The organism is Chryseobacterium tructae, assembly GCF_030409875.1.
Taxonomy (GTDB): Bacteria; Bacteroidota; Bacteroidia; order Flavobacteriales; family Weeksellaceae; genus Chryseobacterium; species Chryseobacterium tructae.
Map to the genome: position 1 here is coordinate 119,425 of NZ_JAUFQR010000003.1, position 19,082 is coordinate 138,506.

Below are 19,082 nucleotides of genomic sequence, written 5' to 3' on the forward strand. Positions count from 1 at the left end.
GATCCCAGCCAAATAATGAACAAATGAAAAGAAACTATAGTGTTTCCTTATTCTTTTTACGGTAAGCATAATAGAACACAATTGGTAATATGGTAAATGAAAGCAGCATACAGATAATTAATCCACCAACAATCATAATGGCCAAAGGTTTTTGAATTTCGGATCCCATTCCGTTGGACATTGCTGCCGGAAGAAGTCCCATAGATCCCATTAATGCAATCATCACTACCGGACGAATTCTGCTTTTCACTCCTTCAGAAATGGATTCTTTAAGTGACATTCTATTCTGGAGATTCTCTTTCATCACACCGATCAGAACGATCCCATCAATAGTAGCGACACCGAAAAGGATAATAAAACCGATTCCCGCTGAGATTCCAAAAATGGTTCCTGTAAACCAAAGGGATAAAAATCCGCCGATGAATGCAAAGGCTAATGTAATAGAAGAGATCAGGGTATCTTTTACATTCCCAAAGTTGAAATACAACAGCATCAGAATAAGCACAAGCGAAATAGGAACAACCATCGCCAATTGCTTAGCTGCTCTTTCTTTACTTTCGAATTCGCCTGCCCAAGTCATCTTGTGGCTTTTCGGAAGTTTCACCTCTTTATCCACTTTTTCTTTTGCTTCCTTAATAGTGCTTCCCAGGTCACGCCCTTCAATATTAAATCCTACCCCAATGTATCTGCTGTTTCCTTCACGATAAATGAATGATGGCCCGGTATGATAGTCAATCGTTGCAATTTCCTTTAATGGAACTTTTTTATTATCCTGAGTTGGGATCAGAATATTTCCCATTTTTTCAGGGGTGTCACGATATTGTTTTTCGAATCTCAGCATCACATCAAACATTCTTTCTTCTTCATAGAACTTGGTAGCAGCCTGTCCGCCAATGGTCATTTCAATCACCGCTTGGGCATCTGCTGTGGAAATTCCGTATTTTGCCATTTTGGAATCGTGGAGCTGTATCCTCAATTCAGGAAGGCCAATATTTTTAAAGACATTTACATCTGAAATTCCAGGAACCGTTCTGATAGAATTAGCAACCTGATTGGCATAATTTTCAAGTTCAAATAAATTGTTTCCGAATATTTTAATCACCAGTGGTGCTTTTACTCCGGCTACATATTCTTCCACATTATCCTGAATCGGCTGACTGAATCCAAAATTAATTCCCGGATATTTTTCAAGGGAGACTCTCATTTCTTCAAGAAGCTCATCTTTGGATATCTTTTTCTTCCATTCATTTTCCGGTTTCAGCTGGATATTAAACTCAATATTAAAGAATCCTGTAGGGTCTGTTCCGTCATTAGGACGTCCTGTCTGTGTCATTACGAATTTCACTTCATCATACTTCATTAAAATCTCCTTCATCTCTTTGGTTAACCGAACAGATTCATCCAGATTCACACTATTTGGAAGAGTGGCACGTACATAAATAGCACCTTCATTCAGCTTAGGTAAGAATTCTGAACCGTAGTTGGAAAATCTCCACCCACAAAGTGCAAGCAAGGCTACAAAACCGATCATAAATCCTTTCTTATAACGAACACTGAATTCATAAATTCTATAAATATTTACCTTAAAGAATCTTGAAATAAAGTTTTCTTTTTCTTCAATATTTTTAGTTAACAAAAGCTTACACATTGCCGGAACATAGGTCAAGCTCAGGATTAATGAACCTAGCAGCGCATATCCTAATGTAAAGGCTAAAGGAGAGAACATTTTACCTTCCACTTTCTGGAAAGAGAAGATAGGCATCAAAGCTACAATCAGGATCAATAAGGCAAAGAAAATATAGCTTGCCACACTTCCTGCACTTTTCTTAATGATTCCCAGTTTGGAAATTTTATTGAATCTCTTTAATCCAATCTTCTTGGCCTTCAGTTCTAGGGCGACAAACACATGTTCGACGATGACGAGAGTTCCTTCCAACAACAGCCCGAAATCCAATGCTCCCATCGAAATAAGGTTAGCCGGAAGTCCTTGAATTTTCAGCATAATAATGGCAAAAAGGAAAGCCAATGGAATTACTGATGCTACAATAAACGTTGTTCGCCAATTGTAAAGAAAGATGAATACAATAATGGAAACCAGAATAACTCCTTCAATCAGGTTTTTGGAAACAGTATGAACGGTTGTATTTACCAATTCTGTACGATCAATGATGGGAACAATCTGAACATCTCCAGGTAATTCTCCGCCATTCAATTCCTCTATTCTGTCTTTAAGTCTTGCAATTACCTCACTTGGATTTTCTCCACGAAGCATGATAACAATTCCTTCTACAACATCATTTTCTTTATTATATCCTACCTGTCCCAATCTTGGTTTTGCTGATATTTTAACTTCAGCAACGTGTTTTACCAGAATAGGTGTAGAACCTTTTACTTCAATCTTAATATTTTCAATATCCTCTTTCTTTTCCAAAAGACCAATCCCCCGCACCACATAAGCCTGATCTCCTTTTGCTACAACATCACCACCTACATTAATATTACTCTTCGAAACTGCTTCATACACATCCAGGGGGGAAAGGTCGTAATTGTGTAATTCTGTAGGATTAATTTTTATTTCATACGTTTTTTCTTCACCACCAAAACTCACGACATCAGCAACGCCAGGAACAGCCAACAACTCTCTTTCAACCACCCAATCCTGAATAGCAGTGACTTCTTTTATCGGTAATTTACTCTTGATAATATATCGGTAAATCTCACCGGTAGCTCCTGATGGAGGCTCAATACTGTATTCTGCACCCGAGGGAAGATTTACATTTCCCAGCTTATTGGATGCATATTGCTGTGCATAAAAATCATTGACATGGTCATCGAAAATCACCGTCACCACAGATAATCCGAACAGGGAAATAGACCGTACCGAAGTTTTATTCGGAATAGCATTCATTTCCTTGGAAATTGGTAATGTGACAAACTTTTCTATTTCCTCAGCACTTCTTCCCGGCCATTGAGTAATGACCCTCACTCTGGTATTGGTAACATCCGGAAATGCTTCAATCGGAGTGTGCATATAGGAATAGATTCCTCCAAGCAACAACATAAATGTTCCCAAAAGAACGATCAATGAGTTTTTTAAAGAGAAGGAAACTATATTCTGTACAAATTTTCGCATTACTTCTTAGAATTATTTAATTGGTTTTTCAGGTTCTCATAAATCAACAATCCATTGGAAGCAATTACATTTTCTCCCTGCTTCAGATCTCCTTCTACATATATATACTGACTATTTGAAGCAATCTCTGTTACAGGTCTTATCTCCAGCTCGCAGTCTTTTTTATATACTACAACATAGCTTTGATTATTATCGAAGATCAAAGCTTTCGCAGGAATAGCCAAAGCGCTTTTATTTTGTGAATTAACTGGCAGTACAACATCGGCAGACATTCCCGGTCTAAGCTTCATACCGTTATTATCCATGATAATTTTTGCTTTTAATACCCTCTCATTTTCATTAAAAACCTGAGATATATTATTGATCTTTCCTGCAAAACTGTCATCAGGATAAGCCAATGTTTTTACCACTACCGGCTGATCTACATAAACATGCCTCATATTGGTAGCATATACATTAGCCATCACCCAGACTTTATCCAGATTGGAAATGGTAAAAAGCTGATCACCCCCTGCTGTTACGGGCATTCCTTTAGAAACATTTTTAGAAATAACATATCCATCTGCAGGTGCCTTAATCTGAATGGTGTTTCCCCCCGCAGAATACAATTGCATATTCTTGTGAGTCTTTGAAATATTAGACTGAAGGATTGTCACTTCAGCTCTTGCTTCCTGAAGATCTTTCTGAGAGGCAATATCATCTTTATACATTGCTTCTACAGAGGCTAATTTTCTTTTAGCTACTGCAAGCTGGGCTTGTAATGTTTGAGTGTCATCCTGCATTTCATTAACCGCTGTACTTTTTACAGAAGCCAGAACCTGCCCTTTTTTCACATAATCTCCAAGAGAAAAATAGGTATCAGTTACCACTCCATCCACGAGACTTACAAAGGGAACTGTTTTATCAGAGTTACTTTCCACTTCTCCGGTGAGGGTTATACTTTCTTCAATAGGAAGCATTTCCGCCTTAGCCAGTTTAATATCTTTTTTAAGTTCTTTGTTGAGGCAATATCCTTTTTCAATTTCATGAGTTGGTTTTTCATCCTTACAACCCGTAAGCGTTACCAGGGCTGACAGATAAATTACTGCGATATATTTAGTAGTGTTCATTTTCATAAGTAGAGGTTTGTATTTTTTTGGAGTCGTGGTTTATAAATCCTGTCCTACCACATATTGCAGGTTTTCATAATATTGATTAAGCTCTTTTTTAGTATCTAGTATGATCATTTTGTTGCTGATGTAGGCTTCAAGAAAATCCATATACTCCAGCATGCTGATATTTCTTAGTCTGAAGTTCTTTTCATGACTCACTAATAAACCATCCAGTGTAGATTCGTAGGAATCATCAATTTCTTCAGAGACTTCTTGAGTACGGATATAGTTTCTGAAAACAGAGACAATTTCATTCTCTGATTTCAGCTGATTTTTACGGATTTCATTTTTACTTTTTTCAATCTCGAGCTTAGCCTCCTGAATATTCCCTTTATTTCTGTCGAAGATGGGAAGATCTACTGAGACTCCTAATCCAATAAAATCTTTCATAATATTTCCGCCACGGTCATAGCCAATGGAAACGGCCACATCTGGAGTTTTCATTGCATTTTGAATTTCAAGATTTTTGCTGGCATGCTTCTCTTTATTTTTAGAGATCATAATGTCCGGGCGATTTTCTTTTGCTTTTTCCAGCCATTGCGTAAGTTCAAGTTCTGAAAGCTGCTTTTCCGGCATGGTAAACGAATCCGAAATCATAAGGTAAGAATGAGCCGGAATCATCAGTAAAGCTTTTAGTTCCGCTTGTTGATCTTCAATTTCCTGCTTCAATGACACAAGCTTTTTCTTAAATTCAATTTCTTGTGCCTTCAAACGGATATATTCAGCCTTACTGATATTTCCCAAGGTTAATTGGTTATTGTAAGACTTGGTTAATTTTTCGATGGAAGCGATCTGCCCCTGATATATCTTTTGCTGTTCTTGATTATATAAAATATCGGTAATTGAATTTCTCAAAGTTTTTTTCAGCTCACGCAATACTTCCTGTAATTCGTATTTTTCGCCTTCTACTTCAATTTTCTGCAATTCAATATTTTTTCTTCGTTTCCCGGCAGTCTGAATGACCTGTTCTATTTCGGCAGAGATCTGGGTGTTCTTTCCCCAATTTCCAATCAATGCGGGCTGCTCTTCAATATCATAAGTTCTCCAGAGGTTTACCTCACTAATGCTTAGCTTAGGATTAGGCCAGTATTTTGCCTGAAGTGCTCTGGCTTCCGCCTGAGAAATCTCCAGTTTTTGGGCAATAATATCGAGGTTTTTGTCCAAAAAAATTGCCTCAGCTTCCTTTCTGCTGATCTTCAGAGTATCTGAAACCTGTGCCGAAAAAAAACTGAAACAATGAATATAAAAAAGTGTAAAAAAAATCTTCTTCAAGGTCTCTTATTTTAAGACCACAAAGCTATTCTCCTAATATTAGAGCCAATTTCGAATGAAATTAAAATTCAGTTAGGCTAACATTAGAGTTTGATTAGAATAGGTTGGGATTTATTTTAAGTCCCTCGCAGATTAGGGAGGTTATGCAGATCTTTTTTAACACAAATGCTCTTCACAAATAGCACAATTTTATATTGTTAAGAATTTACCTGTGAACATCTACGAGACCTCTGAAAAATAAACTTAATTAGCTTTTTAAGAAAATTGATGAACCACAAAAGTTTTTAAATACTTAAGTGATTTTAAGATAAATACATATCGTATAAGAAGTACACATCAGTTTTTGAAAATCGTTGATTTCCATATTCGAAAACATCTGCGGAATCTGCTAAATCCGCGAGAGATTAACATCAATAGAAACGGACTTTAATCCACTTATATTTAAATTAGAATTCCAATGGCTTTAGCCAAAACCCAGTTTTAAAGAGTAACAGGAAATACAAGCATGACATTCGTCCCTACATCTACTTTAGAATCAATTTTCATAGTAATATGATGGTGGTCAAAAATACTTTTAGACAAAGACAGTCCAATCCCGCTGCCTTTAACTCCATCTACGTTCTTTCCTCTGTAGAATGTTTCGGTAATTTTCGCCAGATCATCCGTAGGAATTCCTTTTCCTTGGTCTTTCACCTCAATATTCAGTTGATTATTCTTTTCAGACAAAATGATATCTACAGAATGGTCACGGGAATACTTAATTGCATTTTCTACAATATTATATAATGCTAAATAGAGAAGTGTTTCGTTCCCGGGAAATTCTAATAGAGAAGATTTTGTGACTTGAAGCTGTATTTTAATATTGGAATGATTTTCCTTTGCTTTACCTTCCAGCTTTTCGTAAATCTTCCAAATCAATTCATCTATTCTTACCTGCTTATGAGAAGATTCAAGCTTGGTCATTCCTGACATCAGAAGAAGATTATTAAGAATATTTTCAATCTCATAAACATTATCCAGAGATTCTTTGGCTACTTTTTTATATTCTTCAGGAGTTCTGTCTTTTTGAGCAAATACTTCAAGGTTTCCGGAGATAGCAGCTAAAGGCGTTTTAAACTCATGAGATACATAGTTGATGAAATTCTGCTGTAACAGTACATTTTCAGAAATTCTGCCCAATAATTTATTATAAGATTTGATCAGATCCTCAATTTCATCATTGGTATTGGTGGAAGTAATGGCTGTAGAAATATTATTATACTCCACTTTATTGATTCTTTCTACCACATTAGAAATGGGTTTATAAACAATCTTTGACAGATATCGGCTTAAAAAATAAATAGCCAGCAACCCAATAATCAACACAGAAAGCATAATGATAGAAAGCCTCCAAATCTGTGATTGAAATGAATCATTCGGAGATTTTACAAAAACCACAAAGTCCCCTTGATTATCAGGGTAAAAAATCCCGTAATAGAATTGATTACCAGACATAAACTGTGTTCCTTTATTATTTCTTGCCGCTTGTATATGAATGGGTTTGATATTTTCATCGTTCAGATTTTGCCCAAATGTCACCTCATTATTTTGATTATAAACTGCTACCTGATTATTTTGAATAAGATGCTTATACTCCTGTTTAATCTGAGCATGTCTATCTTTTGGTAATTCATCTTTTTCAAGATAATAAATCGCAGAAATCAGAGCTGCATTTCTAAGCTTTTCAAAATAAAAGATCTTCGTACTGTCATAATAGGCAAAAAATATCACCGCAGATGTGATGATAGAAACAATCCCGAATGAAAGACTGGAAATAAGGGTAAACCTGTTCCTAAGTGTCATTTTAATCTTTAATTAAATATCCTGTTCCCTTAACGGTATGAATAATTTTCTGTTCTGTTTCATCAATTTTATTACGAACGTAGGAAATATATACATCCACCACATTCGTAGTATTATCAAAATCAATTCCCCAAACATTATGCAAAATCTGGGTTCTGCTCACTACTTTATTTTTATTCTCCATCAGAAAAGTAAAAAGTTTGTATTCTGTAGGAGAAAATTCAATCTCTTTATCATTCTGCGTGACCTTATGAAGATCTGTATCTATGATGATACTTCCACAAGACAGATATTGATCCTCTTTTTGGTAACTGAGTTTATTTCTTCGTGTCAACGCCTTAATCCTTGAGATCAATTCTTCAAAATGAAAAGGTTTGGACAAATAGTCATCTGCTCCCAGATCCAGCATTTTAATTTTATCATCTGGACTATTTAATGCACTTAATACCAAGATCGGAGTGTAATTCCCTTTAAACCTTATCATTTGAGTAAGTTGCATTCCATCCAACCCGGGAAGCATAATATCCATTAATATAATATCAAAATCATAAGTATGAAGAATTTCTCTGGCTTTTTCACCGGAATCAGCAAGCGTCATATGATAACCGGCTTCGGAAAGTCCTTTCAACAGGAAGCTGCTAATTCTCTGATCGTCCTCTACCAATAAGATATTCATAATGTTTCTGAAATTTCCCATAAATATAAGGATTCTTGCCGAAGAGAAGAAGCCAGAAGAAGGATGCACGAGTTTTTCCAGGCTTGAGTAAATGATAAGAACCTTCTTCCGGAAATTCATAACTTGGTATTAACTTCCAGCCTTTTTTGCTAATTTTGAAGAATGGAGATGACCTATTTAATTATTGGATGTATTGTTGGCGGAGCCTTGGGAGCCATTATCTTATACTTTGCCTTGAAATCGTCTATGGTTTCAAGAAGCTCTTATGATGAGCTTAACTTCTTACACATCAAAAACAAATCGGATCTTGAAAATGCAAACAAAAGAGTTCAGGAACTCGATCATAATCTCAACAAAGAAAAGGAACTCAATATCCAACATCAGGATCTTCTGAATGATCTGAAAAATGAATTTGCCAAACTTTCGGCACAACACTCTTCATTAAACAGTCAATTTCAGGAGCAAAAACAATTAACCTTAAAACAGGAATTTCAAATAGAGACTCTTATTGCTGAAAAACAGGATTTTTTTGCTAAAAACTCAGAACTTTCTGCTCAGAATGAAAACCTTCAAAAGTTACTGGATACTCAAAAGGGAGAGATCACCAAAATACAGGAAGAATCTAAACTGCAATTTGAAAATCTGGCCAATAAGATTTTAGAAGAAAAAACAGAAAAATTCACCACCTTAAATCAAAATAATCTAAAAAACATTCTTGAACCTTTTCAGGAAAAAATCACTGATTTGAAAAACAGAGTGAATGAGGCTTATGAAAAGGAAAATAAAGAGCGTTTCTCTCTTGCTGAGAAAGTAAAAGAACTTGCGGAACTGAACCAGCAAATCTCTGAAGATGCAAAAAAATTAACCCGAGCCTTGAAAGGTGAAAGTAAAACCCAGGGAAATTGGGGCGAAATGATTCTGGAAAGTATCCTGGAAAAATCAGGGTTGGTAAAAGGAAGGGAATATTTCCTGGAACATGAGCTTCGCGATGAAGATAACAAAGCATTATTCTCAGAATTTTCGGGTAAAAAAATGCGTCCTGATGCCGTCGTAAAATATCCGGATGAAAGAAATGTTATTATTGACTCTAAGGTTTCTCTTACCGCTTTCACAGAATTGGTAGATGAAACCGATCAGGATGTTTATACCATGAAGCTTAATCAGCATTTGAGCTCTATCAAAAATCACATTATGCAGCTTAGTCAAAAAGCTTATGATGACTATGGCAAATCACTGGATTTTGTGATGATGTTCATCCCAAGTGAACCCGCTTATATTGCAGCTATGCAGGCAGACCAAAATCTTTGGAACTATGCCTATGAAAGAAGAATTTTGTTATTAAATCCCAGCAATCTTATCACTTCTTTAAAACTGATTGCCGATCTTTGGAAACGGGAATATCAGAACAAAAATGCGCTTGAAATTGCTGACAGGGGAGCCCGATTATATGATAAATTTGTTGGATTTGTGGATAATCTTGAAAAAGTAGGCCGTAATCTCGACCTTGCCAAAAATGTTTACAATGATGCTTACAAGCAACTTTACACTGGAAATGATAATCTTGTGATCCAGACTCAGAAACTGAAGTCATTAGGTATAAAAAATAAAAAAGATCTACCTCAAAGCCTTATTGACAACAGTAATATAATAGAATAAAAAACAAATACTATGAAAAAACCAACTCTCATCTTGTTAATATGTCTTATTCTTTATTTTACCTCACTTCCATTCACCGCTGTGTATGCTCAAGACCATGAAATGAGTGGATTTGCTTGTGCTCTTTTAGGCTGGGCAGAAATGGATGGTGGCGGAATAGCCTGGATGGCCAATCCCCTGCTTTTCATCGGGGCATTCTTTTTACTACTGAAGAAAACAAAAATATCAGCAGTGATCAGCCTTATTGCATTTGGACTCACCTTTTGTTATTTATCCGTAGGTGAAATTACAGTGAATGAAGCAGGGCACAAATTCCCGATAACAGGATATGGCCCGGGATACTTTCTCTGGATCGCAAGTTGTTTTTCACTATTGATTGGAAGTATTATTCTTATCAAAACACCTGAGAAAATCCAGGAGCAGCATTAATGCTTTAAAAACCAAAAGAGGCAATCTTTTGTTCAACAAGAAATCTCTTCATTTGATAAGTAATTTTATATAATTTTACAAAAGCTGATATAAAATATTCAGGATGATCTCATGAAATATCTGCCTTCTTTAAAATCACATTCTTACCCCAAGTCTGAGTCGTTTGCAGAAATTCTACTCTCTTCATTTGGAGCAGGAATTATTGTATACCTTTTTCTGATTATATTTCAACCCTTTGGAACTGAAAGCTTCCACCATCCTCATAAATATCTCCTTCTTTTTCCTTACACGATCATTTTTGGAGCTGTATTTTTTATTTCAAACCTTTACACTTCCCGTCTCAATGATTGGAATATAGGTTCAGAATTATTAAAAATACTGATCATATTATTCTTGGGATCTATCCTAGCCTATTTTTACAATTCATTAGTTATCAGCAGAGTTTCTCTTAGTTTTGAAAATTATGGATACATGTTCCTTTATTCCTTAGCAGTAGGCATTCCTATTTCTACTATTTATGTCTTATCAAGGTATATCTATTTAAAGAAAAGCCATGAAAATATTGCTCGAAACATTGCCCCAATTTTAAATGACAACACTGGAAATTCAAAGGCTGAAATATTGACCATTCTGGTGAACAACACAGAAATAGCAATTTCTACAGCTGATTTCTTATGTGCTCAATCCATGGAAAACTATTGTACTTTATACTATTTAGAAAATGATGAAGTAAAAAAACGACTATTGAGAATAAGCTTATCCAATATTTTACAGCAAACAGAAACTGATCTCATCAAGAAATGCCACCGCTCTTATATTATTAACCTTGAAAAAGTAAGAAATATAAAAGGTAACGCTCAGGGCTACAAACTAACATTACCCAAGATCGACTTTGAAGTTCCCGTTTCAAGAAGCTTCATATCTGCCATTATCCCTTTATTACAAGAGCTTAAGAAATAAAAGGTTGTCAATCGTCACTATTTCTTGACACCCATCACATTATTTTGATTCACTTTCCACAAAGCTCCACTTTTGCTCAAAAATATTTAACATGAGTAAAAACATTCGCTTCTTTTCTATCCTGATTTTAGGATTTATCATCTATTATTTCTTTGATTTATTTTGTTTTAAAAGCATTCAGAATTTCACAAAGGATCTATTTCACAGTAAAGCTCTAGCCCATGTAGTAGCCTACTCTATAACTTTGATTCCATTAATCATTACTTTAAAAATCCTATTTCCTAAAAAGAATATCCTTGATTTATTTTCCTTGAATCATTCAGTTGCTAAAGGTTTTTACTTAGCTTTTATCGGAACCTTACCCATGCTGATCGGATATGCAATACATTTCAGAATAATCAGTACATTCAATTTTGAATCTCTATTCATCAATACGATCTCTTCTGCTTTTTTTGAAGAAATAATATTCAGAAGCTTTCTTATCGGTACATTATATAGATTTACCAGACTTGGGTTCTATCTTCAATACTATTAGGATCATTACTCTTTGCCCAGGTACATTTATATCAAAGTCAAAATATCACAGAACTGATTGAAATATTTGCCATTACTTTTTTAGGCTCCGTATTTTTTGCATGGGTCTATTTTGAACAAAATTTTAATATTTGGGCAGCTATATCTCTTCATTTCCTCATGAATCTGTATTGGGAACTCTTCAATGTTTCAGATAATGTTTCCGGAAATACTTTTGGTAATCTGTATAAGTTACTGTCTATTGTATTGATTATTGGGATTACGATTTACGATAAAAAGAAGAACAAAAAACAATTTCAGATCACATGGAAGACTCTTTTTGTTAAAAGCAGGGAAATTCAATCATAAATTTTGCATAATTTTGCAAAATGTTGATAGAAAGTTTTCAAAACGAAAAAGTAAAAAATGTCACTAAATTACTTACTGACAATAGATTCCGTAAAAAATCAAACGTTTTTGTCGTAGAAGGGCAACAGGAAAATGCCAGAGCAATGCAATATGGCTTTGAACCTGTGGAATTCTTTATCTGTGAAAATATATTCAAAGAAAAACTTCCTGACGGAAGAATTCATTTCGTAAGTGACAAAGTGTATGAAAAAATAGCCTACAGAGGAAGTTCTGAAGGTATTATTGGAATATATCAGACAAAAGAAACGCCACTTTCATCTTACGTTCCAAAGGAAAACTCTACTATTATCATTGTTGAAGGAGTAGAAAAACCGGGTAATTTGGGGGCTATTTTGAGAAGTTGTGAAGCTTTTGGAATTGATGCTTTGATTGTTGCGGATGGAAAAACCGATTTTTATAATCCTAATGTGATCAGATCCAGTGTAGGTTGCCTGTTCGGAATGGAGGTTTATCAGGCTGAAAATGAAGAAACATTAGAATTTCTTCAGAAAAACAACTTCAACATCTATACAACTTTGATGGATGAGACCGCTGAAGATCTTTACAAAAGAGATTTCACACAACGTTCCGCTGTATTATTTGGAACAGAACATTCCGGATTAAGTGATTTCTGGATTGGAAAAGGTAAAAACACATTGATTCCGATGTCAGGAAGTATCGATTCATTGAATTTAAGTAATGCGGTAGCGATAACTTGTTATGAATCTTTAAAGCAAAAGAAAGGATAAGCACGAGAGTGCTGTCTTTGGGTAATTACTTTTGTTTTCTATACTATAGATTGCTTCACTTTCGGATTTGCAAGGACAGATAAGGGAGGTGTTGATAATAAAGCATAAAAAAACCGTTTCACTGGGAAACGGTTCTTTTATTTTTAAGCTTACGCTAGAATTATTTCTTAGCAGCATCTTTAGCAGCATCAGCAGCTCCTTTAGCAGCATCAGCAGCACCTTTAGCAGCGTCAGCAGCACCTTTAGCAGCATCTTTAGCAACTTCAGCTCCAGCAGCAGTAGTAGCAGCAGCAGCATCTTTAGTAGCTTCTACAGCAGTAGTTGCAGCAGAATCAACAACTTTAGCAGCAGAATCAGTAACTACAGCAGCAGAATCAGCTACGTTAGCAGCAGCAGAATCAGTTGTACCTTCAGTAGCTGTAGCGTCAGTTTTTTTACAAGCAACTAGAGAGATTGCAGCGATAGCAGCTACGAATAATGACTTTTTCATAATAAATTAAATTTAATTTTGTTAATATTGTTTTATAAAATTTTCTTCTGTTCTGTTATTTGAACAAGACAAAGGTATAGCAGTTAGGAAATTTGTTTATGAAAAATAATTGTAATACCTTTGTAAAATAGTTTTACAAAAAAAGACAACTGATAATCAACAATTTAATTATTTTAAAAAAAATTGACAGATTTAGATCTATTACACTTTGAACAACTAAAAAAGGACGTTCAGGGTCAATATTTAAAAGAACATACCCCTTCTCAGGATGACATATCCAAATGGAAGGGTATAGATATCATATATTTTCAGGAAGACCTGCGCAAAAAAGCCAAAGGAAACATCAGCGAAAAGTCATTTTATACCTATTTCAAAACTTCACCAGTTATCAAATTACCCAGAATTGATATGCTCAATTTATTGAGTATTTATGCGGGTTACGACTCATGGTACGATTTCAAGAAACAACATCTTTTTGCTGGAGAATTGCTGCAGGAAATTGAAAATCTTGAGGAAGAAGAAATCAATGAATTAGAAAAAACAGTTTCTTCAGCTCCTGATCTTCCAAAAACTGAAATTCAGCCTCAAAAAACCGAAATTCAGCCCATCGAAAATACTGATTTACAAAAATCAAACACTGAAAATCAACAAATTAAAAAAAATCCAATCAACTCAAGTGAAGTTGAAATTTCAACTGTTACAACGAAGAAAAATTTCTTCAAAAAGAACGCTTGGGCATTGATCACTTCCGTTTTAATTGCCATAACCGGTTTACTTGGGTTTAAAGATGTACTTTTTTCTAAAAGTTATACGTACTGTTTTATTGATAAAGACAGAGGTGTTTCTGTGATCAATACCTTAGAGATTATGGTGATCAAGGAAAATGAATCGCCATTGATGTATAAAATAAAACCTGGAGAGTGTTTTTCATATTCTACGAAAGATAAAAATCTGAAAATGAAAATCAGCGCTCCTTTCTATGAACCATTGGAAGTCAACAGAAATCTAGAAAATGCCCCTGAAGAAGAAAAAATAGAACTCAAGCCGGATGATTATAAAATGGCTGTTTATTATTTCTCCGTAAAAGATATTAAGAATGGGAATCCTGAAGAGCAGGTAGCCCTGATCAAACAAAAGAGAAATCAACTGGAAAACCTGATCAGCAATAATGCCATCATTTATCAGGTTTATGACAACAACACCTATGGTATTGAAAGACTAGACAAACAAAAGTATATTACCCTCGTTACCACTCCTACTACATCATTAAAAAATCTGAATGTAATAGAAATGAAAAAAGACAATAACGGTAAGATCATATCCATTAAATTCAAAATTACCACCACAGATGAAAAGAATAAATAATTTTTTAATTTTCACGGTGCTCCTGACTTTATTTGTTGCCTGTAATAAAAAAACGGAAGCAAGTGACCTTGACAAACTACGAAACAGCAATAATACAAAGAGCTACCCTGCCGTACAGATGGATAGTATGCAGGCTATTAACTCTATTACAAAACAAAAGGTTCAGGAACTCCTTGACCTGTCTACTCTATACATTAATGGTAATAGAAATACAGAAGTAGATAGTTTTATCTATTCCCAAATGGAAAGTTATTTCCACAAGCCTGATTCTATGACATTCAAAAGGATGTTTAAAGAACTGGACAGTATGAAAGTAAAAACGGCCAAAGTAAATGACCTTAACGTTTATAAGGAATTCTACAAAAAAGATACACTCGATTATGCCAAGTTCAATGTTGAATATTTTGATGATAAAAACAAATCATTAGGCAACTTTGAAAAGAATGCTCAGTATATATTGCTGTCAACATCAAAGCTAAAAAAGGAATTCAAGTTTTATTTCTTAGACTTCTATTCCAAACCACTTAAGAAAGACAGTACCTCGGTAGGGGTTACCAAATAGTCTAGCGGAATATCATTTTCCCAGACATCATCAATATATTCATCGGGGTCAAAATAATTGACCCCGATTTTTTTTGTCTCCGGAGATACACTTTGAAAAAGGCCATCGTAGAAACCTTTTCCATAACCTACCCTATTCCCTTTTCTATCACAATACAAAAGCGGAGTAATCACATAATCAAAATTTGTTTCTCCTGAATCTTCATTAGAAACAGGTTCTGAAATTCCCCAACTATTGGTTTCAAAGACAGTATCACTGAAGACTTCAATATTAATAAGTTTATCAACGATAATCTTAGGCACAAAGACCCTGATATTATGCTCTAAAAAATATTGGATGAAGATTTGGGTATCAATCTCATTAAACTTCTCAATAGGGACGAAAATATGGATCTTTTGAGCGATCTGCGGCTCAAAGTAAGCCATGAAGTTTTGAAAGATCTTTTCAGATAACAAGAAAGCCTCATCACGAGACAAGGCTTTTCTTTTTTGCATATATTTTTTTCTAAGCTCAGCTTTCAACATAAGAGTATATTATTTTTACTGAACGAATTCTTTTAGATTATACGTTTTCAGCAGGTTCAAGAATCTTATACAATTTATCAGATAAACGAACTCTAAACGGAATCTCAAAAGTGATTTGATCTCCCTGCTTTGCCGTTTCACAGGGTCCGCCATTTGCATAAATCTGAGTGATTGTAAGTTCCTGATCACCTGTTGTAGGTCCAGAGATCAACACCTTATCTCCTACTGACAGTTCTTTATTTTCAATTAAAAACTGTCCGATTTTTGATTTTGAGAAATAATGTTCTGCTTTTCCAACCAAAACTTTTTTAACAGATATCTTCTGACGGATATTTTTAGTTTCTGCTTTTGCCAAAGGAGCCTTAGGTAAATCACCTGAGTTTTTAAACTTCAAAGCATCAGATTTTCCTTTTCTGAACACTTTATTCCCCACTTGTAAGCCCTTTCTTAATTGCACTTGTTCGTCCCAAGGTAAATGGATCGTATCCAAACATTCTGTAGAACAACAGTTTTCCATTGCAGCTTTACATTCGTCACACTGAATAAATAACAAGTGACAAGCATCATTGGCACAATTGGTATGATTATCACAAGGTTTCCACATTGGTGGCATTGCGAAATAATGTCATCTGTAATTCTTTCTCCTAAACGGTGATCGAATACGAAATTCTTACCAATGAATTTACTTTCTATCCCTTCATCTTTAATCTGACGGGTATATTCAATGATTCCACCTTCTAATTGGAATACATTTTTGAAACCTTGATGTTTGAAATACGCACTGGCTTTTTCACAACGGATACCTCCGGTACAATACATCAATAGATTCTTATCTTCTTTAAAATCTTGTAATTGTTCATTGATGATCGGTAAACTTTCTCTAAAGTTTTCCACATCAGGAGTAATGGCACCTTCAAAATGCCCTACTTCACTTTCGTAGTGATTTCTGAAATCCACTACAATCGTATTAGGATCATCAAGCATATTATTAAATTCCTGGGCTTTCAGGTGAACCCCTTTGTTGGTAACATCGAAAGTATCATCATTAAGGCCGTCAGCAACAATTTTATGTCTTACTTTAATCGTTAACTTTAAAAAGGAATGATTGTCTTGCTCTACCGCAACATTCAAACGAATTCCTTGCATAAAGTCGTAAACTTCTAATGTATCGCGGAAAGCCTCAAATTGATCCGCAGGAACACTCATCTGAGCATTAATACCTTCATGGGCAACATAAATACGGCCAAGGGCATCAAGGGCATTCCAGGCTAAGAATAAGTCGTCACGAAATTTTTTGGGATCTTCAATTTTAGCGTACGCATAGAAAGATAAAGTAAGACGTTCCTTACCAGCTTCATCAATAAGTCTAGCTCTTTCTTCTGCGCTTAAGGTGTTATACAGTTGCATGCTATAAACGTTTTAAGTGAGAAAAATATTTTTGCAAAGATAAACATTTTCAAATTAACGGCTTTTTATCGGCTCAATGATAATTGACAATGATGGGTAACAAGGCAGGAATTGTATTTTATACTATCTTTATAAGGGCAACATTTTGTCATATTTCATTTAATTTTTTTTTAATTTTTGTTAATCTGAAGCTTAACAATTATGACATAATGCATAAAATGACACAATAGCCGTTAAATTTTAGTTAAAATTGAAACATAGCATACTAATTGCTTACTTATTTAACATTAAATTTGTTTACTCAAAAACATAAAAATAGAAATTAATTAATAAACAAGAAAGATATACAATGAAGAGTACTTTAAAAAAACTATTACCATTTGCAGTAGTCGGAGTTATCTCAGGAGCTACTACCGTTGGAGCTATACAATATTTCGGACATGGCTCCAATAATGGAGATCAATCTTATTTCACAACATCAGCCGCAAACACCTCCTTCGCAGGAATGAATACGGGTGCAGTAGGTGATGATTTTGTAAAGGCAGCTAAAACAACTGTTCCTGCTGTAGTTACCATTAAAAATTATCAAAGCAGAACAGCAAGCAGAGCCAGTGAACAGGATCTGTTCGACTATTTCTTCGGAGACCCGTTTGGAGGAAGAGGCCAGCAAAGACAAAAACAACAACAACAGGCTCCGGACAATATGCCTTCAGGGATGGGTTCAGGAGTAATTATCTCCCCGGACGGTTATATCATCTCGAATAATCACGTAGTAGCAGGTGCCAATAAACTTGAAGTGGTTCTGAGCAACAAAAAATCATATATCGCAACTTTAGTAGGTACTGACCCTAATACTGATATTTCTTTATTAAAAATTGAAGAAAAAGGACTTCCTTACTTAAACTTTGCTAACTCAGACAATATTGAAGTTGGACAATGGGTACTTGCCGTAGGAAATCCACTAGGATTAAATTCTACCGTAACAGCAGGTATTGTTTCTGCAAAAGGAAGAGGAATCGGTATCTTAGGAAGCCAAGGAAAAGCAAGCAATCCAATTGAAAGCTTTATTCAGACGGATGCTGCCATTAATCCGGGTAACTCCGGAGGAGCTTTGGTAAATACCAATGGTGAACTTATCGGAATCAACTCTGCAATCCAGTCTACAACAGGATATTATCAAGGATATGGATTCGCTGTTCCTGCCAACTTAGCAAGAAAAATTGTTGAAGATATTAAGAAGTTTGGTATCGTACAAAGAGGGTTCTTAGGTGTTTCATCATTAGATCTTTCCAATGACCAACAAGTTCAAGCTTATAATAAACAATTCAAAACCAATATCAAATCAGGTGCTGGTGTTTATGTAACAGGATTTGGTGACAACAGTGGTGCAGAAGATGCAGGTCTGAAAAAAGGAGATATCATTACCAAAATAGACAACTACGACATCTCAGATTTTGCTGACCTTTCTATGTCTATCGGTAGTAAACGCCCTGGTGACAAAGTTCAGGTAACCTATTCTAGAAATGGTAAAGAAGCTACAACCAATGTAACGCTAAGAGACCAAAAAGGAGGTACTTCTACCAGAACGAAAGCTGACCTTAGCGTAACTGAAAAAATCGGAGCTGAGTTTGATCCTCTTACGGAAAGATTCAAAACTGAATATGGTCTGAATAGTGGCGTAGTGACTAAAAACGTAACAGAAGGAAGCGAAATGGCTAAAATCGGAATCGTAGACAACTACATTATCATTGAAATCAATGGGAAACCGGTGAATTCACAAAAAGACATCGAAAATATCCTGAATAAGTATCAAGGGAATGTACAAGTGAAATTTGTAGACGACTACGGAAGAATGTACACTAAAGGATTTAAAATGCCTTAATCAATAAAACTAAACAATAGTTATTTTCATATCAACAAAGAAAAACGCTGCAAATATTTGCAG

Annotated in this window: 16 protein-coding genes and 1 pseudogene; 9 read left to right on the plus strand and 8 right to left on the minus strand. The window is 35.1% G+C overall.

From position 1 onward, the window contains the following. Nucleotides 1-34 precede the first annotated feature (34 nt). From QWZ06_RS24260 to QWZ06_RS24280, 5 genes are all read right to left on the minus strand, one after another. Nucleotides 35-3,133: an efflux RND transporter permease subunit gene (locus tag QWZ06_RS24260; protein ID WP_290301692.1), complete on the minus strand. Its 3,099-nt coding sequence runs from the start codon at nt 3,131-3,133 to the stop codon at nt 35-37. Beyond that, nucleotides 3,133-4,248 (minus strand): efflux RND transporter periplasmic adaptor subunit, encoded by a 1,116-nt coding sequence (locus QWZ06_RS24265; RefSeq protein WP_290301693.1) that lies wholly within the window; start codon nt 4,246-4,248, stop codon nt 3,133-3,135. Before QWZ06_RS24265 ends, QWZ06_RS24260 begins: the two co-directional genes overlap by 1 nt. 33 nt (nt 4,249-4,281) lie before the next feature. Next, nucleotides 4,282-5,556, minus strand: coding sequence for a TolC family protein (locus QWZ06_RS24270; protein WP_290301694.1), 1,275 nt, complete (start codon nt 5,554-5,556; stop codon nt 4,282-4,284). A 480-nt stretch (nt 5,557-6,036) separates the two neighbouring features. Further along, nucleotides 6,037-7,398 (minus strand): sensor histidine kinase, encoded by a 1,362-nt coding sequence (locus tag QWZ06_RS24275; RefSeq protein ID WP_290301695.1) that lies wholly within the window; start codon nt 7,396-7,398, stop codon nt 6,037-6,039. 1 nt (nt 7,399) lies between these two features. Continuing rightward, complete coding sequence (locus tag QWZ06_RS24280; RefSeq protein WP_290302376.1) at nt 7,400-8,074, minus strand: response regulator transcription factor; 675 nt, start codon at nt 8,072-8,074, stop codon at nt 7,400-7,402. A 162-nt stretch (nt 8,075-8,236) separates the two neighbouring features. On the opposite strand from QWZ06_RS24280, the gene QWZ06_RS24285 reads away from it, so the two are divergent. The 6 genes from QWZ06_RS24285 (at nt 8,237) to QWZ06_RS24305 (ending at nt 12,789) form a co-directional block, all read left to right on the plus strand. Beyond that, complete coding sequence (locus QWZ06_RS24285) at nt 8,237-9,730, plus strand: DNA recombination protein RmuC (protein ID WP_378169322.1); 1,494 nt, start codon at nt 8,237-8,239, stop codon at nt 9,728-9,730. 12 nt (nt 9,731-9,742) lie between these two features. Next, entirely contained in the window at nt 9,743-10,159 is a 417-nt protein-coding gene (locus QWZ06_RS24290; protein WP_290301697.1) for a hypothetical protein, read from the plus strand. 111 nt (nt 10,160-10,270) lie between these two features. Further along, nucleotides 10,271-11,119 carry a LytTR family DNA-binding domain-containing protein gene (locus tag QWZ06_RS24295; protein WP_290301698.1) on the plus strand — a complete coding sequence of 283 codons (849 nt, stop codon included), beginning with the start codon at nt 10,271-10,273 and terminating at the stop codon, nt 11,117-11,119. A 91-nt stretch (nt 11,120-11,210) separates the two neighbouring features. Next, nucleotides 11,211-11,654, plus strand: a complete 444-nt coding sequence (locus QWZ06_RS24300; RefSeq protein ID WP_290301699.1) for a hypothetical protein — start codon at nt 11,211-11,213, stop codon at nt 11,652-11,654. Continuing rightward, on the plus strand, nt 11,645-12,001 hold the full coding sequence (locus QWZ06_RS28045) for a CPBP family intramembrane glutamic endopeptidase (RefSeq protein WP_353960045.1): 357 nt from the start codon (nt 11,645-11,647) through the stop codon (nt 11,999-12,001). The genes QWZ06_RS24300 and QWZ06_RS28045 overlap by 10 nt, the downstream gene beginning before the upstream one ends. Nucleotides 12,002-12,021: 20 nt before the next feature. Beyond that, the gene (locus QWZ06_RS24305; RefSeq protein WP_290301700.1) at nt 12,022-12,789 is read left to right on the plus strand and encodes a TrmH family RNA methyltransferase; all 768 of its coding nucleotides are present in this window, start codon (nt 12,022-12,024) and stop codon (nt 12,787-12,789) included. 160 nt (nt 12,790-12,949) lie between these two features. On the opposite strand, the gene QWZ06_RS24310 is transcribed toward QWZ06_RS24305, so the two are convergent. Further along, entirely contained in the window at nt 12,950-13,279 is a 330-nt protein-coding gene (locus QWZ06_RS24310; RefSeq protein ID WP_160136973.1) for a hypothetical protein, read from the minus strand. A gap of 183 nt (nt 13,280-13,462) precedes the next feature. Between QWZ06_RS24310 and QWZ06_RS24315 the strand changes: the two genes are divergently transcribed. Both QWZ06_RS24315 and QWZ06_RS24320 read left to right on the plus strand, forming a co-directional pair. Further along, nucleotides 13,463-14,644 carry a hypothetical protein gene (locus QWZ06_RS24315; protein WP_290301703.1) on the plus strand — a complete coding sequence of 394 codons (1,182 nt, stop codon included), beginning with the start codon at nt 13,463-13,465 and terminating at the stop codon, nt 14,642-14,644. Then, nucleotides 14,628-15,206 carry a hypothetical protein gene (locus tag QWZ06_RS24320; protein ID WP_290301705.1) on the plus strand — a complete coding sequence of 193 codons (579 nt, stop codon included), beginning with the start codon at nt 14,628-14,630 and terminating at the stop codon, nt 15,204-15,206. Before QWZ06_RS24315 ends, QWZ06_RS24320 begins: the two co-directional genes overlap by 17 nt. On the opposite strand, the gene QWZ06_RS24325 is transcribed toward QWZ06_RS24320, so the two are convergent. Together QWZ06_RS24325 and trhO are read right to left on the minus strand one after the other, a co-directional pair. Next, nucleotides 15,155-15,730 (minus strand): 5-formyltetrahydrofolate cyclo-ligase, encoded by a 576-nt coding sequence (locus QWZ06_RS24325; RefSeq protein ID WP_290301706.1) that lies wholly within the window; start codon nt 15,728-15,730, stop codon nt 15,155-15,157. The two genes, QWZ06_RS24320 and QWZ06_RS24325, sit on opposite strands and share 52 nt — an antisense overlap. Before the next feature lie 37 nt (nt 15,731-15,767). After that, a pseudogene (gene trhO / locus QWZ06_RS24330) lies at nt 15,768-17,137 on the minus strand (oxygen-dependent tRNA uridine(34) hydroxylase TrhO). Nucleotides 17,138-17,486: 349 nt separating this feature from the next. On the opposite strand from trhO, the gene QWZ06_RS24335 reads away from it, so the two are divergent. Then, a complete protein-coding gene (locus QWZ06_RS24335; protein ID WP_290301707.1) occupies nt 17,487-19,019 on the plus strand; it encodes a trypsin-like peptidase domain-containing protein in 1,533 nt (510 codons plus the stop codon). Nucleotides 19,020-19,082: the final 63 nt, after the last annotated feature.

Coding starts and splice junctions, on each gene's coding strand:
- QWZ06_RS24280 (WP_290302376.1), bottom strand. CDS start 8,074: ATGAATATCTTATTGGTAGAGGACGATCAGAGAATTAGCAGCTTCCTG.
- QWZ06_RS24260 (WP_290301692.1), bottom strand. CDS start 3,133: ATGCGAAAATTTGTACAGAATATAGTTTCCTTCTCTTTAAAAAACTCA.
- QWZ06_RS24265 (WP_290301693.1), bottom strand. CDS start 4,248: ATGAAAATGAACACTACTAAATATATCGCAGTAATTTATCTGTCAGCC.
- QWZ06_RS24300 (WP_290301699.1), top strand. CDS start 11,211: ATGAGTAAAAACATTCGCTTCTTTTCTATCCTGATTTTAGGATTTATC.
- QWZ06_RS24335 (WP_290301707.1), top strand. CDS start 17,487: ATGAAGAGTACTTTAAAAAAACTATTACCATTTGCAGTAGTCGGAGTT.
- QWZ06_RS24275 (WP_290301695.1), bottom strand. CDS start 7,398: ATGACACTTAGGAACAGGTTTACCCTTATTTCCAGTCTTTCATTCGGG.
- QWZ06_RS24285 (WP_378169322.1), top strand. CDS start 8,237: ATGGAGATGACCTATTTAATTATTGGATGTATTGTTGGCGGAGCCTTG.
- QWZ06_RS24305 (WP_290301700.1), top strand. CDS start 12,022: ATGTTGATAGAAAGTTTTCAAAACGAAAAAGTAAAAAATGTCACTAAA.
- QWZ06_RS24325 (WP_290301706.1), bottom strand. CDS start 15,730: ATGTTGAAAGCTGAGCTTAGAAAAAAATATATGCAAAAAAGAAAAGCC.
- QWZ06_RS24310 (WP_160136973.1), bottom strand. CDS start 13,279: ATGAAAAAGTCATTATTCGTAGCTGCTATCGCTGCAATCTCTCTAGTT.
- QWZ06_RS24290 (WP_290301697.1), top strand. CDS start 9,743: ATGAAAAAACCAACTCTCATCTTGTTAATATGTCTTATTCTTTATTTT.
- QWZ06_RS24320 (WP_290301705.1), top strand. CDS start 14,628: ATGAAAAGAATAAATAATTTTTTAATTTTCACGGTGCTCCTGACTTTA.
- QWZ06_RS24295 (WP_290301698.1), top strand. CDS start 10,271: ATGAAATATCTGCCTTCTTTAAAATCACATTCTTACCCCAAGTCTGAG.